The sequence below is a fragment of the Lachnoclostridium phytofermentans ISDg genome, from assembly GCF_000018685.1.
GTDB classification, from domain to species: domain Bacteria; phylum Bacillota; class Clostridia; order Lachnospirales; family Lachnospiraceae; genus Lachnoclostridium; species Lachnoclostridium phytofermentans.
The window spans coordinates 1,155,086-1,178,901 of sequence record NC_010001.1 but is presented as its reverse complement, the minus strand read 5'-3'; the positions used below and the strand labels follow the sequence as shown (position 1 = coordinate 1,178,901).

At 33.8% G+C, this 23,816-nt stretch carries 20 protein-coding genes; 1 reads left to right on the top strand and 19 read right to left on the bottom strand.

Annotation, left to right across the window (positions count from 1 at the left end; all coding sequences use genetic code 11):
• Positions 1 to 572: 572 nt before the first annotated feature.
• From CPHY_RS04915 to CPHY_RS20605, 5 genes are all read right to left on the bottom strand, one after another.
• Positions 573 to 1,388: a hypothetical protein gene (locus CPHY_RS04915; protein WP_012198954.1), complete on the bottom strand. Its 816-nt coding sequence runs from the start codon at positions 1,386 to 1,388 to the stop codon at positions 573 to 575.
• Positions 1,389 to 1,577: 189 nt separating this feature from the next.
• The gene (locus CPHY_RS04910) at positions 1,578 to 3,095 is read right to left on the bottom strand and encodes a PIN domain-containing protein (RefSeq protein ID WP_012198953.1); all 1,518 of its coding nucleotides are present in this window, start codon (positions 3,093 to 3,095) and stop codon (positions 1,578 to 1,580) included.
• Positions 3,096 to 3,457: 362 nt separating this feature from the next.
• The gene (locus CPHY_RS04905) at positions 3,458 to 3,970 is read right to left on the bottom strand and encodes a hypothetical protein (RefSeq protein WP_049762299.1); all 513 of its coding nucleotides are present in this window, start codon (positions 3,968 to 3,970) and stop codon (positions 3,458 to 3,460) included.
• 614 nt (positions 3,971 to 4,584) lie between these two features.
• Complete coding sequence (locus CPHY_RS04900) at positions 4,585 to 5,598, bottom strand: hypothetical protein (protein WP_012198951.1); 1,014 nt, start codon at positions 5,596 to 5,598, stop codon at positions 4,585 to 4,587.
• A 208-nt stretch (positions 5,599 to 5,806) separates the two neighbouring features.
• A complete protein-coding gene (locus tag CPHY_RS20605; protein ID WP_012198950.1) occupies positions 5,807 to 7,009 on the bottom strand; it encodes a hypothetical protein in 1,203 nt (400 codons plus the stop codon).
• Positions 7,010 to 7,520: 511 nt separating this feature from the next.
• Here CPHY_RS20605 and CPHY_RS04890 point away from each other — a divergent pair.
• Positions 7,521 to 8,696: an ISL3 family transposase gene (locus tag CPHY_RS04890; RefSeq protein WP_012198949.1), complete on the top strand. Its 1,176-nt coding sequence runs from the start codon at positions 7,521 to 7,523 to the stop codon at positions 8,694 to 8,696.
• 449 nt (positions 8,697 to 9,145) lie between these two features.
• Here CPHY_RS04890 and CPHY_RS04885 read toward each other — a convergent pair whose 3' ends face one another.
• The 14 genes from CPHY_RS04885 to CPHY_RS04820 form a co-directional block, all read right to left on the bottom strand.
• Entirely contained in the window at positions 9,146 to 9,760 is a 615-nt protein-coding gene (locus tag CPHY_RS04885; protein ID WP_041703209.1) for a hypothetical protein, read from the bottom strand.
• 474 nt (positions 9,761 to 10,234) lie between these two features.
• Entirely contained in the window at positions 10,235 to 11,389 is a 1,155-nt protein-coding gene (locus CPHY_RS04880) for a hypothetical protein (RefSeq protein ID WP_012198947.1), read from the bottom strand.
• Between the two features lie 11 nt (positions 11,390 to 11,400).
• On the bottom strand, positions 11,401 to 12,666 hold the full coding sequence (locus tag CPHY_RS04875) for an ABC transporter permease subunit (RefSeq protein WP_012198946.1): 1,266 nt from the start codon (positions 12,664 to 12,666) through the stop codon (positions 11,401 to 11,403).
• A 2-nt stretch (positions 12,667 to 12,668) separates the two neighbouring features.
• Positions 12,669 to 13,541: an ABC transporter ATP-binding protein gene (locus tag CPHY_RS04870; protein WP_012198945.1), complete on the bottom strand. Its 873-nt coding sequence runs from the start codon at positions 13,539 to 13,541 to the stop codon at positions 12,669 to 12,671.
• A complete protein-coding gene (locus CPHY_RS04865) occupies positions 13,542 to 14,273 on the bottom strand; it encodes a hypothetical protein (RefSeq protein ID WP_012198944.1) in 732 nt (243 codons plus the stop codon).
• 4 nt (positions 14,274 to 14,277) lie between these two features.
• Positions 14,278 to 14,796 (bottom strand): RNA polymerase sigma factor, encoded by a 519-nt coding sequence (locus CPHY_RS04860; protein WP_278183991.1) that lies wholly within the window; start codon positions 14,794 to 14,796, stop codon positions 14,278 to 14,280.
• 301 nt (positions 14,797 to 15,097) lie between these two features.
• Positions 15,098 to 15,637, bottom strand: a complete 540-nt coding sequence (locus CPHY_RS04855) for a YcxB family protein (RefSeq protein WP_012198942.1) — start codon at positions 15,635 to 15,637, stop codon at positions 15,098 to 15,100.
• A gap of 243 nt (positions 15,638 to 15,880) precedes the next feature.
• Positions 15,881 to 16,360 carry a 23S rRNA (pseudouridine(1915)-N(3))-methyltransferase RlmH gene (rlmH, locus tag CPHY_RS04850; protein ID WP_012198941.1) on the bottom strand — a complete coding sequence of 160 codons (480 nt, stop codon included), beginning with the start codon at positions 16,358 to 16,360 and terminating at the stop codon, positions 15,881 to 15,883.
• A gap of 57 nt (positions 16,361 to 16,417) precedes the next feature.
• The gene (locus tag CPHY_RS04845; protein ID WP_012198940.1) at positions 16,418 to 17,020 is read right to left on the bottom strand and encodes a threonine/serine exporter family protein; all 603 of its coding nucleotides are present in this window, start codon (positions 17,018 to 17,020) and stop codon (positions 16,418 to 16,420) included.
• Positions 17,017 to 17,790, bottom strand: coding sequence for a threonine/serine exporter family protein (locus CPHY_RS04840; protein ID WP_012198939.1), 774 nt, complete (start codon positions 17,788 to 17,790; stop codon positions 17,017 to 17,019). The genes CPHY_RS04845 and CPHY_RS04840 overlap by 4 nt, the downstream gene beginning before the upstream one ends.
• Positions 17,791 to 18,671: 881 nt before the next feature.
• On the bottom strand, positions 18,672 to 20,135 hold the full coding sequence (locus CPHY_RS04835; RefSeq protein WP_012198938.1) for a hemolysin family protein: 1,464 nt from the start codon (positions 20,133 to 20,135) through the stop codon (positions 18,672 to 18,674).
• A gap of 488 nt (positions 20,136 to 20,623) precedes the next feature.
• Positions 20,624 to 20,971, bottom strand: coding sequence for a type II toxin-antitoxin system PemK/MazF family toxin (locus CPHY_RS04830; RefSeq protein WP_029501644.1), 348 nt, complete (start codon positions 20,969 to 20,971; stop codon positions 20,624 to 20,626).
• Positions 20,972 to 21,103: 132 nt separating this feature from the next.
• A complete protein-coding gene (gene alr, locus CPHY_RS04825; protein ID WP_012198936.1) occupies positions 21,104 to 22,273 on the bottom strand; it encodes an alanine racemase in 1,170 nt (389 codons plus the stop codon).
• Complete coding sequence (locus CPHY_RS04820; RefSeq protein WP_012198935.1) at positions 22,266 to 23,813, bottom strand: bifunctional ADP-dependent NAD(P)H-hydrate dehydratase/NAD(P)H-hydrate epimerase; 1,548 nt, start codon at positions 23,811 to 23,813, stop codon at positions 22,266 to 22,268. The genes alr and CPHY_RS04820 overlap by 8 nt, the downstream gene beginning before the upstream one ends.
• Positions 23,814 to 23,816 lie beyond the last annotated feature (3 nt).

Here is a 23,816-nt window from a genome sequence, read left to right as displayed (position 1 = left end):
AAATATTCGATTCTATTCTTTTTTCAAAATCCATATCTCAACCCAATTGAAAAAAAACTAAGTATTTTGAAATAAAATTCAAACTACTATTTACTCTTTTCACTTCTCATTATTGCTATAATACACTGTACCATATATCTTTTGATTGTTCCATTATATACCATGTTATATCATTTTCACACTCTTTTCAACTATATGTATGTTAAATTTTTCTAGTATTATTTAAATATTCTATACAATGCTATTTAATGTATTTAATGCAAGAACTCTTAAGTCATATAACAACATTCATTACAAGTGTCCTCAACGTGTTGCGCACAAATCACCAACTACCAAATGCATTCCCACCAACAAAAAAAGACTACCCCACAATGTTTTCACATTATAAGATAATCTGCGGAGACGGTGGGATTCGAACACACCATCTCTCTTCCTAAAATAGTAAGACTCTCCTTTACTTATGGTACGGTTCACCGTATCGTGTTGAAAGGAGAGTTTTACTTTTTTTTACATGTATAAGTTTATTGATTTATTTTGCTTTTCAATATTACTTTTTCAAATAGGGTAATAACTTAAATACTTACATCTAACAGATTACCTCGCATACGCTCTATATCATTGGTGAGTGTCTTTATTCCTTTCTTATCATAAATAACTTGTGTTGATAATATTTTATCATTAGATAGTTTTTGCAACAAACTCACAACTGATGTCTCGATATCCTGATTATTAACTTCTACTGATGAAAGTATAGCATCATAATATTGGTCTAATGTCATACCTCTTGATTGAGCTAACACTTCTTGACTATTGTACTCTTTTACTCGAACTATCTTTTTATTACTATCGTTATCATTTATAATAATAATATTATTATTTATAGTTACCTGAATTGAACTATCATCGACAAATAGTCTCTCTATAAACTTTAAAATAAGTCCAGATATTACTGATGTTGCTATGTCTAAAATAAGACTCCCTTGACTAAAAGTATTTAATCTTATTAAATTCTTATATCTTCTAGAAAACTTTCTTGAAATAGTAGGATATGCCCTTACTCCTTGATAAGCCACTTTCTCAGGAGCAAATTGAGCCTCAATTCTTTTACTTAATTTATCAATATCTACAATATTGTTCTCTGGTACCTCATCTAAGATAATTTCTTTTATTTTCTCTTGTCTTGGTATAGGCTTATCTATTTTATAGTAAGGATTCTCTTCAAGAAACAACCCACAATCATCTTCACATATTCTTGTGATTCCGCTAACCAGAGCTTGTAAATCAACTATAGTGTTTCCCAAATCAAAAACACTAGTATATTGTTGTAAATAATGTATTTCTATATCAATTATTGGTGCAAAAAATAAATCTTCATTATCTGTGAACATTAATCTCTCCTTTTAACCTTTGTCATTAATTGAATTATTCTTCCTTGTCTCACTATGTATTTTGTCAAATTGATATATCATATTCTTCGATGATTCACCAAATTTTTAGGATAATAACTGATCAAATCTTACACTATAAATATCGATATTATTGTTTTTCTTTAATCTCAAAAAAAGTTCTATCGTGGCTTATAAACCAAATCGATTTCTTAAATCATCTATTAATTCTTCATTCTTGATCCTTTCTGCTTCTAGTTCCAAGGCAATTTGCTCAATTTGCTCTTCAATTTCTAATGCATTATAATCTACTCCTTCAGAGCATCCATCACCAAGACCTCCATCCTCATCTAATTCCATGTTTCCATATGTTACTTGTATGTATCCTCTTGCTAGTATATCTCCACTCTCATCCTTAATACGAATGTCAATATCATCTTGCCCTCCATCATCAGGTGATAGCTGCAATTCATCTATAATGAGATAAGATTTTTGCTTATGAACATCAAATATTGCAATTTCATCTCCAAATTCTAATACATCAGGTAATCTAATATCATATTTACAATAATCTAACTCTTCAACTTTAGCAAGAATCCAATCTTTAATATTGCATATCCCCTCAAATGACGGAACTACAGTAGCCTCACCGATGTTGTCAAAAAATTCGTTCATTTTTTGTATAACACTTTCTATGTCTGCTAAACTCAATGTATTAAAATAATCAATTAGATCATACTCGTAAAACGACGCAAAATCTTCAAATGCTGAGTAAGTACCATTAATATCTCTAAATACTGAACAAACCTTTTCATAAAAATCACTGTCTATAAAAGTATCCTCTAAGTTAGATTCAAAGCTACTTAAAGAGCTTAATCCAAAACTCTCACGGTATAAATCACTATATTCCATCTCTTGCTGTTCTCGTAGTTGCTCCTCTTCTTCCTCCAACTCACGTTCAAATTCTTCTTTTAAATTAGCATTAGTGACTTCTTGAACTAACGATTTTCCAATAAGCTGCTGAAATGTCCTAATATAAGATACTTTTTTATCTAATCCATTACTCACAAGGTCTTGATCAATATGCGGATGTAAGATGTCTTTATTATCCTTGTCCGCAAAGTCAGTATAATTGCCAGTAACAAAATATACCTCACTGTCATCATCAACTGTGATGTAATAAGTAATATTTATTAATGTTTCCGTAATCATCCCATCAGCAATTGAATCTTTTCCCTCTATGTGAAAAGGTGCCTTTTTATACATTCGTCTAAGGAAGCAAGATTTTATTAAGTTATCATCTTCATTTATTATAATAGTGTTTCTGTGGTTAAAGACCTTCTCAATTAATCTTTTCAAATCTTCTAGATAAGTTTCCTTGTTTGCCTCAAACATATCTGCTGCATCTTGTAATTCTTTTTTAGATTTCTTCTTATAATCTTTGATGTCAAGACTATTAACTTTATAGGCATTTATCCCATATAACTGTTCTATATTTTTTATGGTTTTCTTTAAATTTTTACTAACTTTATCAAATTCTTCATATATATGCTTATAAGTTTCAAACTTTACTATAGATGGTACAATGAGTTTTATCTCATCATAATCCAGTAATTTCTCAAATGTCTCAACCAATTTACTTGATACCTGATTTTTTCTATCGATAAGTATATCTAAATATATATTTGTATCCATTAATATATACTTCATAACTTCTTTCTCCTCTCAATCTACCCAAATATTTCAAAGAAATCACTGATTTTACGTAATTCAGTGTAACTCGCTATTGAATGCATAAATGCAGGATTCTTATTTTGAGAATCCATAAGTATCTTATAAAATAATTTTATATTTTTTCTTTGTAAATCAGAAAGTGAAGATTTAATATGAAAAAAACCATATGTTCATTTGTATTTACATAAATGAAGAACTTACCAAACAATCCAGAGACAACATCCGACACTTGAACTAACGATTCACTTTCTGATTTTACAAATTTATAATTGCTTAGTTTTTTATTGTCATCCTTTATATCATATGTACTAAGGACTTTATAAATCTCCGTCTCTTCATCAAAAATATGTTCTGTTTGATAGAAATAGTTTATATACGACATTTTTCAATGGGTAAATATCATAACCAAATGTAGTAATATCGTCCATATCAGCTATTGAATCAACAATATCAACAGTTGAATAAAATAGATTATTAACATGCGAGCAGTGAATAGACAAACCACTACCATCCAACCATTCTAAAAATGCTTCAGTTCTTCTACTTGACATACACTCTAAAAAATTGCCTTTAGGAAATTGCTTTGTAAACTTAATTTCTTTAACATTTTTCTGGAGTCTTAAATCTGACCACAACCGTCCAAAATCATAATCAGGTTTCTGATTACTCACATACCCCACTCCTGCTAAAACAAAATCTTCTTCAGCAGGTACATTATAAGACTGCTCCTTAATACAAAACTTTCGACAATTATTACACTCATCATAATACAATGTATAACAATTATCTATACTTAAATTTAGGTAGTCTTTTACAGGGTTTCTCCACTCATCAACTTGAAATTCAATCATACCCACCTCATAAAACTTATTCAATGTCATATTATGGTGTATTTTACCATGGCTGTTTGCTATTATCAATGGCATTAATATTTTGGTGTAATATGTAAATTTACCTTTCTATATTCTAATATCCGATATCAAGTCTCAAACTCATGAAAATCAACTCAATAAACATAAGCGAAATTTATTTTGAATTTATCTTTTTAGTATAACAACCGCACCTAATCCTATTAAAATCCACGGTTCTATTTAGTAACAATTTCAAAGAAAGAGCTAACATATCCAACAATTTAAGGTATGTTAACTCTCTTCTCGCATAAAAAATCCCAACCCTTTCAGGTTGGGACTAATCTTCCCAAACGGAGGCGGTGGGATTCGAACATTTGTTTAATTGGGATAATTACTAGGTCTAAGTGTTGTTCTTAGCGACGAAGGAGTCGAAAAGTGCATCATGTAAAGATTCTAATACTACTAAATTATAGTCTCAAGTGTCCTAAAGGTGTCATAGTATATTAACAAAAGCTGCGACTTTTATTATATGAACATACATTCTCAGATTAAATATAATGGGAAGTTGGTTTAACTTCTCAATTGTGAAATAAATTATTTTACTTTAAATCTAGCTATAATGTACTATCAACAGCCTTTATATCTTTTTCTTGAAAATCATAATATTTCATTAAAAAAAGAATAAAATCAAATTCATTTGTTTCAAACTTAATATCTTTATTACCAGAAATAAAACTAAATAGTTCTTGAATTCTTTGATTAAGTCCCGTATATACATCTTTTTTATCGATAATCCCATTTAGTTTGTCATAAGAGTCTTTTGATCCAAAGCATATTCCGTTGTAATAATTGTACGCTGCATAATAATTTTCTTCAATTACTTGAGCTGTATCCCCCAATGTTGAATACGAGCTTGAAAGATTGTTTTTTAAATTCTTTGCTCGATCTTCAAATGATTTTATAATATTCATTTGATTTTCCTCTTCATTACTTTTATTAAATTCTTGTTTTAAAGCTTCTTGTTTTTCTTTCAGATCAGTAAAGCACTTATTTATATAGTTCATTGCCTGTTTCTTAAAATAAATTACTTCAAAAGTATTACCGACATCTGAAATTTTTTCAATATCAACATCCAAAATTTCAACTCCTTGTGTGAACTGTGTGATTTCAATAGATGAAAATGATAATTCTTTCAGTAGATATATAAAAAAATTATAATCTTTTCTAGGAAGGATATGTGCGCCTATACTATTAATCTCAATTTGGGCAATAACCAGTTTATATTGAACTTCATTAATCAGTTCTGCTTTGTAAATAGATACAAAAGATGTTAACTTATCATGATACGTTTTTTCACCTAAAATATAAATTGAGTAATAACAAAAAGCAGCCATAAAAGCACTCTTTTCACATCCACGACCATTAATATGTAAAGAAGCATACTCCTCATACGCCTCAATTGTTCTAGACGAATCTATATAGTCTGATAACATTACAGCCTTACTAATACATTCGAATGCTAAATCATATTTTTTAATAGATAAAGCATACCTAGCTAAATCAATCATAGCACCCAAGTCACCATCTTCTGCGAGTAAAGATAATTTGAAATAATTATAATCTCCCATATGTATCCCCCATCTAATTTTCAAAGATTTAACTCATCGAATAAGTTACAGTATGCTTTACATATTCCATTATGGTTAAGTTCGTCCTTATAAACATAATGGGAAGTCAGCTATGCTCATTTAAGTTCACTATAAAAACTTTGCATTCATCAAATTGAATTTGAACAAAATCCTCTCTATCTCTTCACTTGTTGTTTAGAATACAGAGTTATGTAATCCTATTAGCAATCATATACCTTAATTCTAATTCCATTTCATAGAATTTTGTATATTCGTAACGCATATAATTTTTCTCTGACAAAGCTATAAGGCTACTAATCCGATCTGAATTTATCGAAGGTTTAGCAATTTCAATGTACTTAAGCGCTTCATTTATACATTTTGTTTCTTCACTTATACAAAATTCATTCCCTGATCTTACTCTTATTAACCCCATATTTAATGGAGCAGTCAACGAAAAGGCTTCTTTTAGTTTTCTAGATAATTTATTTTCTTTATATTTTTCATTATCAAACACATTATCTGTGAGTATCTCGTAATCATCTGCAGGAAAAGCAAAATTTTTCATAATCCAAGCACGATATCCAGCTGTATACTTACCACGAGTAGAGAAATACATAATCCCATCAATATCTGTCCTTCGAATATTTTGCATTATTAACTGAGGAATGATATGTTCTTCTTTAAATACTCTATTTTTATTTTTTACAAAAATTGAACATGCACACTGTATTATCCAATACAAAAAGTATTCAATTAAAGTTCTTTCTAATTCATAATCGTTTGAATTATGATTTTTATAATTCATGATATCTTGTAATGTATATGATAAGTTTAGAATTTTTAATCTGGTGTCTTTTACCTCATACCTGCTTACCCAAAATGAATTGAAATCTGGACGACTTAACTCTTCCCAACAAACATAGGTTGATGTGCCCAAATATAAGCAAGGCATTCCATTAATACTGTATCTTTGGTTCTGGACTAAACCTCTTTTATTAAATGGAATATGAAGCATTTCATCTTCGCTGAATGGTTGAAAACTCCCTGTTCTTGCTTTATATAGTTGGTCCATTTCATCTTCAGATAAACATTCATCTATGGTAGAAATTATTAACTTGCCACCCATTTTTTTTGTATCTTCTAGTATTAACATAATAATATCATTAGCAATATTAATATTGCCCTTTAAATATGATTCTATAGCTTCTTTTAGTCTTTGGACAATTATTTCAGCATTATGTACATACTTTCTAAGACAATCATTACCACATAATAATTGTATATATTGTTCAATTTTACTGAAAAGTATTGGAAAAACATCGCAACCATCTTCTACAATAATTGGTAATTGTAATAATTCTATATTTTTGCATAAATATAAGTATAATTTATCAGTATTTGGATTCATTCTTAGCACCACCTTTTTCAAAAAATCTATTTGATGTATTGCATTTATCTTCTCACTAATTCCGAAGTATGAAATCAACTTCCCATTATTGCTATAATTAGTATTATCTATTTTTATGATTAGTTATAGATTAAAAATTTATTTACACTCCTATAATACACTATATTTTTCCAGCAATCAACTTTCTCTTTCTAATCTAAACTTCTTATTTAGTCACTTAGGTGTCCATCGGGTGTCCAACTTCCTATCACCATTTCTCCCTCTTTGCCTACGCCATCCTTTAATTTCCAATTCCAGGTCATTCCACATTAGAATCGCACTTCCCAATACTTCCTTGACTCTCCTGCCACTTAGCGACTATCGACTCAACAAAAAAAGGGTTCTATAATAAAGGTTGGGGTGTGTATCATTTAACATATTCCCAACCTTCTTTTTATGTAATAAAATAAAAGAAGCCTCCCCGAAAATGCCCGTCGTCCAAACAAACACTTCCAAAGGAGGTTCCATATAAATGCACTCTAATTGTACCAGAAATCTTTTAGATTTAAAAGATGTTTATATCAAAAAAGTTGTGCATGCTGATCACTATGTAAAGATATTCATTGAAACAGCTCCTTCTTTACATACTTGTCCTTGCTGCGGTAATCAAACCAAACGCATTCATGATTACCGTAATCAAGAAATTAAGGATCTGCCATTTCAAATGAAACATACATATTTGGTCCTTAAGAAAAGACGCTATGTCTGCCAGTGTGGTAAAAGATTTACGGAAAAATATCATTTCCTTCCCTCTTATCAACAGCGTACTTTACGATTATCTTACAAGATTATAGACCTACTCAGAAATCTTATAAATATCAAGTCCGTTGCTGAAATAACGAATGTATCAGTAAATACTGTTACCCGGCTTTTAGACACCGTTAACTATTCCGCTCCCTCTCTTCCAGAGTGTATCTCAATTGATGAGTTCAAGGGAGATACGGATGCGGGGAAATACCAATGTATTCTTTTGGATGCCAAGAAACGTAGCATTCTAGATATACTACCGGACAGAACGCAGAGCCATTTAAGTGCCTATTTTAAAGAAACAAGCCGAGCAGAGCGTCACCGTGTGAAGTTCTTCGTCTGTGACATGTGGCAGCCTTACGTGGACTTAGCAAAAGCTTATTTCCCTAATGCCACAATCATTATCGACAAATACCATTTCATCCGGTATGTTACATGGGCAATTGAAAATGTGAGGAAAAGACTCCAGAAAACAATGTCTGCAAACCTCAGAAAATACTACAAACGTAGCCGAAAGCTAATACTAACTCGCTACGCCAAGCTTAAGGATGAAAACAAGAAAGCATGCGACCTTATGTTGCTTTACAATGATGACTTGAGAGTAGCTCACAATCTTAAAGAATGGTTCTATGGTATTTGCCAAAGCGAAAAGTATTCTTATCAACGAACAGCTTTCTGGGATTGGGTTAAAACAGCTGAAAAATCAGGAATACCTGAATTTGAGAACTGTGCCAAAACCTATAGAAACTGGTCAAAAGGTATATTAAATGCCTTTAAATACAAATATACAAATGGCCCTACCGAAGGCTACAATAACAAAATCAAGGTACTAAAAAGATTATCTTTTGGAATGCGTAACTTCAATAGATTCCGAACAAGAATTATACACTGCACTATTTAATTAGAAAATGGACGACTAGGCAAGAGGCTTATTTGGCACGCCCAAAAACATGAATTATAAACCAAAACATTAAAATAGCTCTAAATGAAGTAATGGAGCGGGATTCCGTGAATCCCACCCCAAGACTTGACAAAGAGCCAAAAAAAGCCCCAACCCCTAAAGGTTGAGACTAATGATACTAAGCGGAGACGGTGGGATTCGAAACCACCGTCTCTTTTTCCAAAAGCAGTAAAACTCTCCGTTACTTATGATACGGTTCACCGTATCGTGTTTAAAGGAGAGTTGTACTGATTTTACTTCCTATTTATTCTGTTGAACTCAGACCGTAGGTCTATTAAAGTTCCCCTTCTATCTAAAATCATTTCAAATTAGTTATTGACATATTACCAAATTGCTTTTCTTATTAACTTTCACTGAATTTGTGATAAGGTAATAGCGGTAGAACATCACTAAATATGTAATCTAACCAATGTAGCAAATAACCAATAATAATACAAACAGTTTTTTCTCCATACGTCAAGCCGCTTTTTCCGAACAAAAAATTCATCTTCATCTAGAGCTGCTACGTATGATAATCGATTACTTAAATTTCCTTCATATATAACACTCTTTGATAGCATCGTTTCTAATTTATTTATGGTGATGTTATTGTTTAACTCTAGTAACTCTAACATAAAGCTGATACACGTATGGGTATCCGGAAGCTCCACCTGTTTCTTCAATGGGTAAGTTAAAACAGACAAAATATTATACCTTGTCTTAGTTTTTCCATAGTAATCAAGCTTTTCCTTGATCCTCTCATAATGTTCCTCAGCTACATCGTACTGGCATATCTTTATTGCGATATCTTTTCCCTGGCATAAGTAACGATTCGAATACTCTGGACCAAACCCTCCAAGAAGGGATTCGTAATAATTATATCTAGCAAATGAATAAACCTCAGATATATATGGTTCATGTGAAAATGCTATATGATTATATCTTCCTCTCGTGAAAAACCGAATTAATTTTCCTGATTTGAAATTTGACGCAATAAACACTATATAAATTTTTTTCATCTTCATCGTACCTTACAATAATTTTTGATAGTTAGTACTCCATAATAATGTAAAAACATAAAATTATCAATACTTTACTCTAATATTTATTTTATTACTAAAGGCAAGATAAAGTTATTTAAAATCTTTTACAATATAGTTGCAAAAGAAATGCATAGGTTTCATTGTGTCTGTGCCTTTTGATTATACTGTCGAGATGGCATACCAAAATAATGATATTTTAATTACTCCGACTGCTTTGCATTAAAGCTTAAGCTATCTCCTACGAATTCTTCTTCGTTATCGTCAATCTTGCTCTCATGCATGTACTTATTACTTATCAATATTCTATATATTTAAAGTACTTAGATTAATCCTTTTTACTTCTTTGGATAACTTCCCTGAAGGTTCTCTTCCTCCTGTATATTCCCAAAAGTATAACCATCCACTTCCTACGAAATCTATCCGTCAGCAACGGCATGATTTCGTAGGATTTACTTACTACCCTTTTATATCAATAACTCTTTCTTTTCTCAACATCCATACCATACACGGTACTGTAATTACTAGGAATACCACATAGATTCCAAAGACCAAATACTTTGGCCAATAGATGGAGAAAATAAAATTCAACAAGACTCCTGCTGTTAACCCGCATACGATAAATACCGTAGGTACCAAAGCTCCAATCCCTGTGACGTAACTATTTACTTTGCGCGATACAAACATACTAATTAATGCCACAAAAATACTTATCATATAGATAGATATGACTGTACAGACGATATATTGAAAGAATGTTAGGTCAAACCAGAAACTATGATTCAATGCAGAATTAATATTGCTTTCCATAAACATACTTGTTTGGTTTCCACGATATACGATAAAGTAAATCAAAAGTTCAACAGTCGTAATGATAAATGCTGACATAAGCCCAGCAATCACCTTACTTTTACACAATCTTCTGCCATGCTTACTTGAATATTGTAAATACTCAACCTTTCCGGTTCGATCCTTTAGGTATAATGGAGTTAACATAAACATAATACCTACGGCGATACAAACTCCAACATACATAATGAAATCGTTGTAGTTATTAAAAATCGTAGAAGGTAATATTGATTCATTTGCATTATGTTCTATAATTTCATTCACCCTTTTGTTAAACTTTTGTTCATTCAAACCTTCAAAGTAATAGTTGTCTCTCCCCTCATAAGTGCTTATTATCCATTCCATCGTCTGTAGTTCCCAGAAGCATGTTCCTTCTTTTCGATTTAGATAATCCCATTTCATCGTTTCGAATGCTTCATTTCTTTGTTCAAAAAAGGACTGTTCTTCTACCCGAATATAATCTTCATACGAGTAAATGGAAACGTTATTAAAATCAACATTCTGGCTCAAAAAATCATCCGTTTGTCTTATCTTTTCTTCATATTGGTTCTTAAACTGTTCAAATTCCACTTCATCCATCTCTTTACCATAATCATGGAGCATTTGTACTGTGACATTATACACATCTAAATTTGGCCTTCCATTTGGAAAATAATCAATTTCAAAGGATATGAATAATTCATAGAATATGATACTTCCTAGGAACAATAAACATATCATCTTTAAGTTAAATAACTTCTTCATCTCATTTATAATAATCTTCAATTCTCTCACCCTTATTTCATGTTTTCTCTTTTAAATTTCTTGATACATACGATTCCGATTGCGCATACGAAAACAGACCACGTAACTAAAGTTACAATCTCATAATATTTATTCGTAATCAAACCACTTTTCAACATAAACCACCAGGATGTATTAAGTATCAACGTAAATGGTGTATATACGGAAGCGACAACGATATCCCAACGTGCCAAAATCAATGTTGGTAATAAGATTCCACCGCCAACCATAACCGCAAAACATCCAAATACCAAATATGTGTTTCTTATAAACGTACTTAATATAAATGTAATCCCACAAAATATAATCTCAAGTAGATAAACAACTCCGATGCTTGCTGCTAAATACGTTGCAACTGACATCTTCCACCACGACAAATATGGCATTTTGTACTCTTGTGCAAAATAATTGTTGATTGATGTATTCCAAAGTCCTGAGTAATCAAATACTGAAAAATAAATAAAAAGCGTGACTGCCAATAGAATGGTCGTCGTTAGCACTGTAGCAAAAAGAGTTACACAAAGCTTATCCTTAATTAGATTTCTCCCTCTCTTTGTTGTATATGTCACCGATGCCGTTTTACTTTCAAACTCATAATGAAACAAAAAGGCAGTCGCTAACACAATTAAAATCATACCTTCATAGAGCATCGCTTTGATTAAATCTTTAAATAAAAATGAGTGCATCTTATATGTCTTCCCATGGAAAAATAAGTTTTTATGTTCTCCTTGTTCTTTTAACTCTTCAAATCTGACAGCAAACTCATCATAATTTTTACGAATCATCTGATTCACTTTTTCATTGTAAGGACTTTTGGCTAAATCTAGATCTGCCATGATAGAGATATCAATTTCCTCGTAAGCAAACTCTAAATCACTTGATAAAAAATAGTAAGCTTCTATGCTTGATACCCTCTCTAAAAACGTTATCTCCTCCCCCGTTAATCTTGAATTGCTGCTTTCATATTCATAATAATCAAAAAATTCCCACATTGTCTCAAAGGAAGGGTATCCTTTTTTTGCTAACAGCTCAAATGCTTCGTTGCGTTTTGTTTCATAAAATCGTTGAAATTCTAACATCATGTCATCCGTTATTACATATCCCACCTCATGAACGACTTCATTCAATGCATTTAAATTATTCCTAATATGTGATTTGTCTCGAATTAACATCGCGTTATATCCGATAAATAAAAGGATTAGAATTAGAAATATCGGTGAGGATAGAATCTTTTTAAACTCGTACTTTTTTATATTCATACCTACCCCTTCGTTGTACTTTCGTTATACTCATATAAAAATACATCCTCTAAATTCGGTGTCACTTGTGTCCAGGTAGGACTTTTCTCCACCTCACTTATGAATCTAATCTGCATTTTACCATCCTCTTGCTTTTCAGAAAGAGCAATATGATTCTTTCGAAACTCCCTTGCTTCCTCAAATTCAATTTCTGTTTCAAATACTTTTCCCTGAATCGTATTACAGATGTTTCTTATACTATCTTTATATAGCACCTTATGATCTTTAATCATTATTACTTCATTTGCTATAAACTCAATATCCGACACAATATGAGTCGATACTATAACGATACGATCTCTTGAAAGATCACTTAGCAAATTTCGAAAACGAACTCTTTCTTTTGGATCTAATCCTGCCGTTGGCTCATCTAAGACTAGAACTTTCGGATCATTTAACAATGCTTGTGCGATCCCGACTCTCTGAATCATACCACCTGAGAACTGCTTCATCTTTTTATCTGCTACTTCCTCTAATGCCACCAATGTTAGCAGTTCCTTAATTCGATTCTTAGCCTCCCTTTCTTTCATTCCCTTAAGTGCTGCAAGATAAAGTAAGAACTTGTTTGGACTATAATTTTTGTAATATCCAAACTCTTGTGGTAAATACCCAAGCAAATCCCTATACTCCTCATCTAAAGTCACGATATCTGTTCCGTCATAAAGTATTTCCCCACTTGTCGGGAATAACAGCGTCGTTATCATCTTAATTAACGTTGTCTTTCCTGCACCATTTGGCGCTAACAAAGCATACACTCCATTCACAAATTCTAATTCAATATTCTCTAGGGCCACAAAGTCTCCATACTTTTTACTCACATTATTTACTACTAACATTTATATTTCTCCCTTTTTGCGTCTATAATTTACTAATTTATTCAGATTACGAACATATAAAATTGCACATACCATCGTAATCACAAAATGAATGTACAATGGAATCTTCATTAAAAATGAAAGATACACTTCACTCCCAAAATGGTAGAAGGTCAAATTAATACCAAACCAAGCTACGATAACGATATATTTTAGAAATTTCCACCGAAACTTCATTAAAGAATATAAAAACACTGTCGAAAATAAGAATAGTCCCGTAATGGATATTACCGTCATTCTTATCAGATCCACTCGCTCGAATACTAGTCCAATCACCACAATACAAGCGGTATTAATAAACATGCCAATAATACTAAAACTAAACATTCTTAGCGCAGCTAACTGATACAAGTTATACTTGCACGTCATCTCAATTTCAAATGCTCCTTTTTCTTTTGAGTGATAAAAGGAAAATACAACAACACTTAAATATAAGATAGGGGAAACAAGAAAGGTGAGTTGATACAAAGATGACATATCTGTAATGCTTACGTTAGCCATAGAAAGTAACAACATAAGAATGCCTACAACACCGATAATCATTAGTTCGATTTTGTCATGGAAAATATACTTCCATCCCAACTCCTGAAACGAACGTTTCAAGTATCCCAAGAAACTTATTTTAGTTCGAACGCCAGTGTTTACAATCGTTTCTAACTTTTTCATATCCATCTGAGGAATCTTAATATCCATTTTGCTACACCTCCATTACTTTCTTTATTTTTTTCACCGCTGCATAATATTTTGATTTTACGGTAGATTCTGATAGTTCAAGCAACAAACCAATCTCCGCAAATGTCATTTCACCAAAGATTTTAAGTCGAATAATCTGCTGAATACTAGTAGACAATGTACTGATGATATCCAAAATATCATTTGTCTCTTCCTTTAATACAACCAAATCTTCCATGCTTAAAGAACTGCTCCGCCCCTCCTCAATTTCCTCCACAACGGTAACATACTTATAATAGGTAGAACGATAACTATCTATAATCTTATTACTCGCTATTTTATACAACCAAGTTTTAAATGAGGCCCTCTTTGCATCAAAGCCCTCAATTGACTTTAACATTGCAATAAATATCTCCTGGGTTAAGTCCTTAGAAAGTTCTTCATTTTGAGTCTGCCGATACACATACACAAAAATATCCTTGTAATATCTCTGCACTAACTCTCCAGCGGCAGTTTTACTCCCCTTATCTTTTGCAAGTCTAATTAACTTCTCTTCATTAATTCTGATTCACCTCCGCCACACAACTACCGCTTTCCATTATGCTTGTTCCTAACTATATTCGTAATCTCTCAAGAAATAGTTTTAACTTTCGACAAAGAAATTATTTTCTATGATTGTATTTGGTTTTTTATGTTATGATTCGAGGGTCAAAAGCCCTCTAAATAAACTTCATCTATCAATTTGCACAAAAATGGATGGTTTATATTGGTACAAAGATAGCATGTACCTGCCAAAAAAAGGATTGAATCACTCGATTCAATCCTAATCATTTATATTTTCCCCTTTATATATCTTTGTCTTTCTGCTTCATTCTTTTCTCGCGTTCTAGTTCAGATGATTCCATCAGATGTTTTTTCACTAGTACTCGGAATGCATTCACCTGTTCCTTCGTTCCTAACACTCTTTTGGGGATGATATTGTATTGGTTCTTTGCTACCTCAAGGAAGAAGGACCCCGGGGACTCTAAATAGGAATGGTAATACTCCCATAAAACTTTAGACGAACCAAGGATATGCTCATTCAATATTTTGTCTTCTGAGAAGACAAAGTGTATCTCTTTTTGCTCGAGTCCACTTTTTTTATAGGAATATCCTGGCTGAATGAAATAAAGATATACATAGACAACCGTGACAAAAAAGCTAATTGAACCAACTATGATTGCTAACCATACGAACTTATTAAGTATGACTAAATCAATCATTACTACATGCAAAAATAGAATCGTCAATACCATGGGCACCGATATCATCTTTGACAAAAACAGATATCTTCGAATAGCTCTTATCCATTCTCTTTTGGTATATGTATACTTTAAATCAAACATTTAAATCCTCCTTATAATTGAATGAGTATTCCACCTGCTTTCACCTTCATTTCAATTAGTCTTTTCCTACATTCTACTTTATCATACTTCTTATAGTGCATCAATTTAATTCCTATCATAGATTTCAAGTCCATCCTACGCAAAAAAGGACTAAGTATCTCTACTTGATCCTCTTCCTTCTATATGCAGTCGACGGGACTTGAACTCGTCTATTCATATTTCCAATTCCATTAAAACTCTTCGTTACTTATGATACGGTTCACCACTCATAATCCTAAACCCTCTATACACCTGCTCCAATAAAATAGTCCTCATAACCTGATGAGGAAATGTCATCTTAGAAAAGCTAAGTTTAAAATCTGCCCTGTCTAAAACTTCACTATCCAACCCAAGTGATCCACCAATCACAAAAGCAAGATGACTTTCTCCGTTAACACCAAGCAGCTGCATCTTATCTGCTAATTCTTCGGACGAGAGCATCTTCCCTTCAATTGCAAGTGCAATGACATAGGCATTGTCCTTGATATTTTTTAATATCCTCTCGCCCTCTTTTTTCTTTATCTGAAGTTCTTCCGCAGGTGATGCGTTATCTGGTGTTTTTTCATCAGCTAACTCGATTATCTCTAACTTGCAATACCTGCTCAAACGTTTCGAATACTCCTCAATTGCCATAGTTAAATATTTTTCTTTTATTTTTCCAACACATACTACTGTAATTTTCATTAATTTTTATGCCTTTCCATAGCCTGTAAACTTGGGCCACACGCACTAAGTTACGTACTACAAGCCCAAATCATCCTTTTCTCTTTCCTTCATCTTCTTTCGTAATGCTTCTGCTCTAGCACGAAGGTCTTGTTCCATTCGTCTCTCTTCCTCCTCAGGAGAGTGACCAGTACTATCTTCTAAGCTATCACTTCCTTGAGGTAAGGTGTCTTCCGCTACTTCGCATACCCCAGCCTTTATTAGAGGCTTTTGAAAGAATTTAAAAAATGTATCAATTATAAAGATACCAATTGCAATCATACCAGCAATTTGTAGCGTTTGATAAAAATAGTAAGAAGCATTTGCTCCATCTTCAAGTATTAAGTAATAAACGATACGGTATGTTCCAACACCAGGAACCAAAGGTAATATACCAGGAATTAAAAATACGGTTACTGGAGCTTTAAATTTCCTTGCGAAGGCGTGGGAAATAAAAGCAATAACTAAAGTTGAGACAAAAACGCTCATGGCAAGACCTAAACCTCTTTCAAGACTGATGAGGTAAACAAGCCAATCGATTGCTCCTACTATTGAGGAATATACTAAAAATTTTCTTGGTACACCAAATGCCAAAGCAAGGGCAAATACTGCAATAAAGGCACCTATAATCTGCACTATCATACAATACCTCCTAATAACACCTTAGCAAGTGCGAGTCCAGCACCTATTCCTACTGCAAGAGAAGCTGCTGTTACAAATGCTTCTACTAATCTTGCAGCACCAGATACATAATCCCCCTGAAGAGTATCCCTGATACCATTCGTTAAAGCTACTCCAGGTAATAATGGCATGATAGCGCCCGCTATAATCAATTCCATCTCCGCATTCAAATGAAAAAGATTTACGATACCAGTCGTACTGATAGCCATTACAGCACAAATCATCATATTGGTTACAAAACGGTTAATTTTTAACCTTTTCGACATAATATTACTAACCATGATAAAGATACCATTCCACATAGCAAGAAAACACTCTATGAAATTTGCTCCAAGAAGGATTGCAAATCCTGGAGCTGCAATAATCAAACAAAGATAGGCGAGCCAGACTGGGTAACGTACAGTTTTTGTAAGTTCGCTTAACTTTTCATTTGCAGTTTCAAGATCGATTTCTCCACTACATAATTTTCGTGAAATATCATTCGCATAATAAATGTTTCCCAAATCTGTCTGCCTCTCTGCAACTCGCCTTACCTGGCTAATTGCATCAATTGAAGAATCCGCTAGTGTTACAATAATTCCTGTAGACACAACAAAAACATCGCAGCGATCAAACCCCGATGTTTTTAATATTCGATAGATGGTATCCTCAACACGATATGTTTCCGCACCAGAGCGTAACATAATCTCACCTGCCAGCACTGCGGTATCCACCAATAATTTGTAATTCATTCACATCCTCGCCTTCTTGGGATGATAAAGCAGATTTATGTCCGCTTCTCTACTTCCTCCTAACCTTTCAAACAGGTTTATTTACTGTAAGATAATATACTCACAATAGCAATTTATGTCAATATCTGATTTTCATTTTTAGTAAAAAGTCTAATCTTATTTTTAATAAAAAGATAGAACTTCTCCTAACGATATAAAAGCTATCATAATTATAATGTGACCTGTTATAAATAGCAAGAGAATAGAGTTTATTGTCGCAATTAAGTCTTTTTTCCCATAAAATTACAAGAACAAAACAATATATGAACAAACAATTACATAAATTGTTCACAAATTATTTCAAATTACTTCATAGTTTCCTCATATTTATTGAATATAATAAAACCATGAAAGTGAATCTCAAGTTTCACTCTCTCCTCCTCCCCCAATTATAATATATAAAAAAGCCTTAGTTAACCGCTAAGGTTTTTTTCGTTACTAAGCTTAACAATTTTTTACTCATACCATTAGGAAGTCTTAATCTTCCTAAGACATAGTTTATACTATTCAGATTTTTTTCATACTTAAAACACAAAATGAACACAAATCAAATTTATAATAATAATTAGATAGTGGTTAAACACTTTCTACTCCCACCCTATTATACGCAAGATGGTACATTGATTTGTACACATTGTAATGCAGTTATCAGACCTTCTATACTTCCTCCCCGGTTGTATAGGCAACTGATATCACGTAGATGGAACCTCCCTAGTTCTTATTACGTTCAAGCATTACTAAGCAAAAGGCAAGCATCCCCTGCTTGCCTTTTTGTTTTATCAAAATCTTAAGCAAAAGAAAGGAGTTTTACAATAAAAACTGTAAAACTCCAATAAAATTAATTATTTATCCTTTTTCTTTTCAAGGATAATATCCTCAACATTACTTAGAATCTTTTCATCTGTTGTATCAATCGCATCCGTCATCGCCGCACCAAGTCTTTGTGAAACTTGATTATCTTCATTATCGGAAGCTTTTAATTCCTCCTCTGGGATCTTACGAACCCGAACAGAGGTGATCATTCGATTCTGTATTTCCATTAGTTCATATTCATAGCCGCAATATCGAATGGTAGCCCTTTCATCGTCTCCTGGAATATGGTCTAGTAATGATACAATAAGCCCATTTAACGTATCGTAATTTTTTATATCTTCTTCTGCAAACGGAAGAGATAATATGTCTTCCAAATCTTCTAGGGAAGCTTCACCCGACAACAAGTAAGAGTCATCCTCTAATCTTGTGTAAAGCTCCTCTTCGTCATCATATTCATCCTGTATGTCACCTACGATTTCCTCTAAGATATCCTCCATAGCAACAATACCGGCTGTCTGCCCGTACTCATCAATTGCAATTGCCATATGGATTTTCTTAGTTTGCATATCGTGGAATAATACATCAATACTTTGTGTATCAGGTATGAAATATGGTTCTCTGGCCACCTTAGACAAAGGTTCAACCTTAAGTCTAGGATCCAGAAAATATAACATAACATCCTTTAAATGTAGCAAACCTACAATATTATCAATATCCCCATCATAAAGTGGGAATCTGGAGTAATTCTCATCTAACATAAATCGAAGAGCATCTTCGATACAAAGAGCACTGTTGATTGCAATCATCTTTTTGCGATGAGTCATAATGTCTTTCGCAGCCTTTTCATTAAATTCGATGATATTAGATATCATCTCAGCTTCTTCTGCTTCAAGAACTCCCTGTTCATGGCCTTCATTTACCATAGACATAATTTCTTCTTCTGTTACATTATCTTCTAAGTCACTAGGACGAATTCCAAATAAACGAAGTATGCCATTTGTATTCTTCTCCAATAACCAAATGATTGGTGCAAATAAATGAGAACAGGTTAAAATCATACCTGCCATTTTAAATGCACAGGAATCCGCATATTTTAGTGCCAGCTTTCGTGGTAACAGCATACCAAATAATACGATAAGATAAGTGATTAATATCGTAACCAATACCATCGCGATACTAGTTGTTATTGCCATAGCTTCTGGAAGTGTACTTGTTTCGACAAGCTTCTCAATCACTCTATAAAGCTGAAAAGAATAAGTCATACCAATGAGTAAGCTAGCTAGTGTTAGAAGGATCTCGATGACATTTATGTATCGATGAGGGGTATCTAACAATCTTACTAAGCGTTTTGCCTTCTTATCTCCCTCTTCTGCTCGCTTTTCGGCAAGGGCTTCATTTACATTTTCAATGGCTGCCTCTGCAGCTGATGCTATCGCATTTAGTGCTACTAATACTAGTATTAAGACAAGACCACGTATGGGATGTCCATCCATATTATTTCAAATCTCCTTTAAATATATTTTTCCGCAGTTCCTATTATACCATATTTTTCTACGGAGCAAAACATACTTCATGAATGTTATGTAAAGTATTGAATAATAGAAACCAAGTTTACAACTTTTCTATTATTTCGGTTGTTTACATCTTCTTGTTACTTCATGATGAACAAGATAGATAACGATCTACTAATTTTAAAAATTGGCAAGCGTGTCCCAGCTTGCCTTGTGTCATCTATTAAACTTAGCCTACTTAAGGCTTTTACCTAACCAAACTCCGTGCGTTACACACCTTTACAAGGACTAATAAATCAATATATAAATTTATCTACGATTATTACGCAAATCTTGTTACCACGTGCACGCCGCACAGCGTTATAAGAAATTACATATATCATAATAACTTAATTGCTCACCTTAAGAGCACGCTATTATGAGCCGCGGAAGTGAACTAACGTCACTACCGCATTCATAATAAGTACGACCTATGTATCCAGGGCGAAGCTAATAAGTAAAGCTTTGTCAATACGCTTTAGGATATCTTGGTCCAAATGACACACTTTCTCTTTTAATCTGGATTTATCAATTGTACGTACCTGTTCTAGCAGGATTACGGAATCTTTGACAATTCCATATTTGTCAGCATCGATTTCCACGTGCGTAGGCAACTTCGCCTTATTCATCTTTGAAGTAATTGCTGCACAGATTACTGTCGGACTGTGCTTGTTACCGGTGTCATTTTGTATAATTAGTACAGGACGTACGCCACCCTGCTCACTACCAATGACCGGTCTTAAATCCGCATAAAAAATATCGCCTCTTTTTATAATCACATAACTCACACTCCATCTCATGGCTTTAGCTTTATTATTACCACTTTTGACCATCGTATTCCATAAAACGTAACATTCTATGTAGATTGCGGTTATGTATTTCACATCTCCTAACAAAATATAGTTACTTTTTTAATGTCGGATCGATACGGGCTTTCCATTCTGATAATAAACTCTTGGAATTCTCTTTCCTACATTACAGACAAATTCATAGTTAAAGGAGCCAGCGAGGTCTGCAGGTTCTTCTACTGGTATAATATTATCGCCATCTCTTCCAACTAACGTCACGATATCTCCCTGTTTAACTTCAGGTATGTCTGTAACATCTATCATAAACTGGTCCATACATATTCTACCCACAATTGGGGCAAATTCTCCATGAACCAAGACTCTGCCAACATTTGACAGCTGTCTTGGAAAACCATCCCCATAACCCACCGGTACTGTTGCGATTGTCATCGTTTTCTTCGTGACAAATGTACTTCCATAACCGATTCCATGGCCTGGTTCCAGTTCCTTTACAAATGAGATATGTGTTTTAAGTTCCATCGCTGGTTCTAAGCTAAGGTGATTCTTATCAACTTCTTCGGACGGATATAATCCGTAGAGACTTATTCCAAACCGTACCATACTAAGATTCATTTCCGGAAGGTCGATTGTCCCAGCACTATTAGAAATGTGTTGTATAGGCAATTTAACCCCTTGCTCTTCTAACTGATTAACAAAGGCTGTAAACAATTCAAATTGTTTTTTTGCCGATGTTTTATCTGTCATATCCGCACATGCCATATGAGTAAAGATACCCTCTAACATTAAATTAGAAAGTTTCTTCATCCTGACAATTTCGTCAATGCTTTCGGCTGTCGGCTGGTATCCTATTCTACTCATACCAGTGTCAAGCTTTATGTGAATTTTGGCTACCTTGCCAAGAGTTCTTGCAATTTCATCCAATTTTTCTGCCATCGACAGTTGAAAAACTGTCTGAGTCAAATCATATTGGACTATTTCGGTCAGAAGTTCTGGAGCCGTATATCCTAATATTAAGATAGGCTTTGTTATACCTGCCTCACGAAGCTCTATTCCTTCTTCCACAATCGCTACTGCATAAGCTTCTACGTCATTATCAATAGCTCTTGCAATTGGAACCGCTCCATGGCCATAACCATCTGCCTTAATTACAGCAAAAATCCCAGTCTCTTTCTTTATGTTCTTTCTAGCTTCCGCAACATTATGAATAATAGCATCCAAATTAATATTAGCGCTTACACGCAAGTATCTTTGATTATACGTTTCTTCAATCATGATTTCTTAAAACCTCCGGCAACGCTTCGATCATATCCCCAGCTAACATAGAGTAGGTTGATTTTACTTTGGCGGCTTCTTCTCCTGCCAGTCCATGAAGATACACACCTAGTGTTGCTGCCTTTCCTGCTTCAAGTCCCCCTGCTATCAATCCAGCAATGATTCCCGTGAGTGCATCGCCGCTGCCTCCGGTCGCCATTCCATGGGTACCGGATACATTGATATAACGCAAGTCTTTCGAAGCAACGATAGTCCTGCTATCTTTTAACACATAAATCATTAAGTTATTATAAGTACAATAGCTGGCTATGTCAATTAAATTACAAGGAATTTTATTAAGTGGATATAAAGTAAGCCTAGAAAGCTCCTTTAAATGAGGTGTCAAGATAGTTCCTTCTGGTAGTATTTCCTTTATATAGTAAATTCGTTGATGCAAACGTTCAACCTCGTCTGTTAGCTGTAATACATCAGGTATCATTTCATCTGCCAACATAGCCAGTAAATTAATTCCATCTGCATCTACAATAAGAGGCACTTTCGCTTCTTTACATACTTTAAGCAATAATTTCTTAGCGATAGCCTCTACCCCTAGACCTGGTCCTATAACAATCACAGTTGCAAACTCCAATGCTTTGTTAACCTGTTCCTCATAATCCTCCTCATCATAGGCTGCAAACAAAGCTTCCGGAAGCATTCCCTGAAGCACAGGAATTGCCTTCTTCGCTGAAAGGATCTTTACTAAACCCGCTCCCATACGATATGCTGCTGCCGCACTAAAATAAGCTGCACCAGTCATGCTTTCTGTTCCTGCAATCACGAGTACTCTTCCATAGCTCCCTTTATTGGAATATGGCATTCTGATTGGTAGTTTATCTAAATCAGTAGTTTCGTAGTAAGTGTAGGTAAGACTGTCCAGTTTTTCCTTTGCAAATCCGATATCCGCGATATGAATCTTTCCAGCATAAGTTGCCCCTGGGTAAAGCAATAGTCCAAGTTTTTGTTCACCAAAAGTAACCGTTTCGTTTGCTTTTACTGCACAACCAAAGACTTGCCCATTACTTGCACTAATACCAGACGGTATATCAATCGAAACCACATAACAGTCACTTTGATTAATACTTTGGATCACCTTCGCATATTCACCACTCACCGGTTTGCCAAGGCCTATACCAAAGATACCGTCAATTACTATATTATATTCTGTTATTTCCCATTCGGTACGGATGGATAACCCTAAATTTTTCGCAATCTTCCACTGTTCTCTACATTCTTTCGAAAACTTTTCCATTTCACCGATGATTCCGATGGTTACGTGATACCCCCATAAATGCAAAATGCGAGCAGCTGCAATCCCATCACCGCCATTGTTGCCGGTTCCGCAAACCGCGATGATCTTATCGGTCGGTTTTGCATGTTCTCTGACTTGTTCCGCCACATAAAGTGCTGCACGCTCCATGAGAACCATTGCTGGAATTCCAATCTGCTCGATTGTTTTCTTATCTAAGTTTTTCATTTGCACCGCATCTAGTGCATACCGCATAAC

Coding starts and splice junctions, on each gene's coding strand:
- CPHY_RS04890 (WP_012198949.1), top strand. CDS start 7,521: ATGCACTCTAATTGTACCAGAAATCTTTTAGATTTAAAAGATGTTTAT.
- alr (WP_012198936.1), bottom strand. CDS start 22,273: ATGATTGAAGAAACGTATAATCAAAGATACTTGCGTGTAAGCGCTAAT.
- CPHY_RS20605 (WP_012198950.1), bottom strand. CDS start 7,009: ATGAATCCAAATACTGATAAATTATACTTATATTTATGCAAAAATATA.
- CPHY_RS04900 (WP_012198951.1), bottom strand. CDS start 5,598: ATGGGAGATTATAATTATTTCAAATTATCTTTACTCGCAGAAGATGGT.
- CPHY_RS04870 (WP_012198945.1), bottom strand. CDS start 13,541: ATGTTAGTAGTAAATAATGTGAGTAAAAAGTATGGAGACTTTGTGGCC.
- CPHY_RS04885 (WP_041703209.1), bottom strand. CDS start 9,760: ATGAAGATGAAAAAAATTTATATAGTGTTTATTGCGTCAAATTTCAAA.
- CPHY_RS04845 (WP_012198940.1), bottom strand. CDS start 17,020: ATGATAGTGCAGATTATAGGTGCCTTTATTGCAGTATTTGCCCTTGCT.
- CPHY_RS04875 (WP_012198946.1), bottom strand. CDS start 12,666: ATGAATATAAAAAAGTACGAGTTTAAAAAGATTCTATCCTCACCGATA.
- CPHY_RS04855 (WP_012198942.1), bottom strand. CDS start 15,637: ATGTTTGATTTAAAGTATACATATACCAAAAGAGAATGGATAAGAGCT.
- CPHY_RS04835 (WP_012198938.1), bottom strand. CDS start 20,135: ATGGATGGACATCCCATACGTGGTCTTGTCTTAATACTAGTATTAGTA.
- CPHY_RS04840 (WP_012198939.1), bottom strand. CDS start 17,790: ATGAATTACAAATTATTGGTGGATACCGCAGTGCTGGCAGGTGAGATT.
- rlmH (WP_012198941.1), bottom strand. CDS start 16,360: ATGAAAATTACAGTAGTATGTGTTGGAAAAATAAAAGAAAAATATTTA.
- CPHY_RS04905 (WP_049762299.1), bottom strand. CDS start 3,970: ATGATTGAATTTCAAGTTGATGAGTGGAGAAACCCTGTAAAAGACTAC.
- CPHY_RS04910 (WP_012198953.1), bottom strand. CDS start 3,095: ATGAAGTATATATTAATGGATACAAATATATATTTAGATATACTTATC.
- CPHY_RS04915 (WP_012198954.1), bottom strand. CDS start 1,388: ATGTTCACAGATAATGAAGATTTATTTTTTGCACCAATAATTGATATA.
- CPHY_RS04820 (WP_012198935.1), bottom strand. CDS start 23,813: ATGCGGTATGCACTAGATGCGGTGCAAATGAAAAACTTAGATAAGAAA.
- CPHY_RS04865 (WP_012198944.1), bottom strand. CDS start 14,273: ATGGATATTAAGATTCCTCAGATGGATATGAAAAAGTTAGAAACGATT.